Raw genomic sequence first — 1,627 nt, 5'->3', positions numbered from 1 at the left:
GGCCGGGACCTCCGTCTCAGCAGCGCCACGCCCCTCCCCTTCCGCGATTTCCCCTATGACGCAGCAGCGGCGGAAAACGTTCACCTCACCGTTCACCTCGCGTCCGGTCCCGGGGCAGGCCCTAACCTGGCGGGGTGTCCGCCCCTCATGAACTGACGATGCTGGAGCAGGCCGCGGCCATCCGGGCGGGTGCGTTGTCGCCCGTGGAGCTGACGGCCCACTACCTCGACCGGATCGAGCGGCTCGACCCCGTCCTCGGGGCCTACCTGACCGTCACGCCCGAACGGGCCCTGGCCGACGCGCGGCGCGCCGAACGCGTGCTCAAGAAGGGCGGGCGGCTGCCTCCGCTGCTCGGCGTGCCGGTGCCGGTGAAGGACCTGACGCCGGTCGCCGGGGTGCGCTTCACCTCCGGATCGGCGGTCTTCGCCGACCGGGTCGCCGACCAGGACGCCCACCTCGTCCGTCTGCTGCGGGACGCGGGGACCGTCCTGACGGGGAAGACCAGCACCCCCGAATTCGGGCTGCCCGCCTACACCGAGGGCGCCGTGGGCCCGCCCGCCCGTACCCCGTACGACCTCGCGCGCGGCGCCGGCGGCAGCAGCGGCGGCGCGGCCGCGGCCGTGGCGGCCGGGCTCGCGGCGGCGGCGCACGGCAGCGACGGGGGCGGCTCGATCCGCATCCCGGCGAGCTGCTGCGGGGTCGTCGGGCTGAAGCCCAGCCGGGGCCGGGTCAGCCCCGCGCCGTGGGGCGACGGGAGCGGACTGGCCGTCAACGGGCCCATCGCGCGCACGGTCCGCGACACCGCCGCCCTGCTCGACGTGCTGGCGGTGCCCGCGCCCGGAGACCCCTTCCGGCTGCCGCCGCCGGAGCGGTCGTTCCTGCAGTGGTGCGAGCGGGAGCCGCGCCGGCTGAGGATCGCCCGCTGGGCGGTGCCGGACGTCGCGGGCGTACGGGTCGACCCTCAGGTGCTGGCGGCGTACGAACGCACCTCGGCGCTGCTGGCCGGGCTCGGTCACGAGGTCGTGGACGTGCCGCAGCCGCTCGCCCCCGGCGACCGCGACGCTTTCACCCCGGTGTGGGCCGTACTGGCGGCGCTGACGCCCGTGTCACCGGAACGGGAGCGGGACATGCTGCCGCTCACCCGCTGGCTGCGTGCCCAGGGGCAGGACGTGGGCGGCCTCGACTACGCCCGCACGCTGGGGGTGATGCAGGGCGTGGGCCGCAAACTGGCCGAGGCCGCCGAGCCGTACGACGCGGTGCTCACCCCGACGCTGGCGCAGCTCCCCGCCCCGGTGGGCGCCCTGCGCGACGACGCCGACCCGGAGGCCGACTTCGCGGCGCAGCTGGCGTTCACGCCGTTCACCGCGCCCTGGAACATCGCCGGGCTGCCCGCGGTGTCGCTGCCGCTGGAATGGTCCCCGGCGGGGTTGCCCATCGGCATGATGCTCGGCGCCCGGCACGGCGAGGAGGGCCCCCTGCTCGCACTCGCCGCCCAGCTGGAGGCCGCTTCCCCCTGGCGGGCCCGCACGGCCCGCGCGTTCGACGTGCCACCCACGTGAGCAGCGGCGGCCCGGGGTGTGTTCGGGTACGGGCCGGTTGTTCGTGTGCGGGTCCGTTGCGCCTGCGG

The 1,627-nt window shown here is 76.4% G+C and carries 1 protein-coding gene; it reads left to right on the top strand.

What is annotated here, in order from left to right:
* Positions 1-134 precede the first annotated feature (134 nt).
* Positions 135-1,559 (top strand): amidase, encoded by a 1,425-nt coding sequence (locus PV341_RS44985; RefSeq protein WP_500361023.1) that lies wholly within the window; start codon positions 135-137, stop codon positions 1,557-1,559.
* Positions 1,560-1,627 lie beyond the last annotated feature (68 nt).

Origin of the sequence: Streptomyces sp. PA03-1a (assembly GCF_033792805.1) — a bacterium.
GTDB lineage: Bacteria > Actinomycetota > Actinomycetes > Streptomycetales > Streptomycetaceae > Actinacidiphila.
Note: the sequence above shows the minus strand (reverse complement) of the source record. Positions and strands in the feature narration are given on the sequence as shown.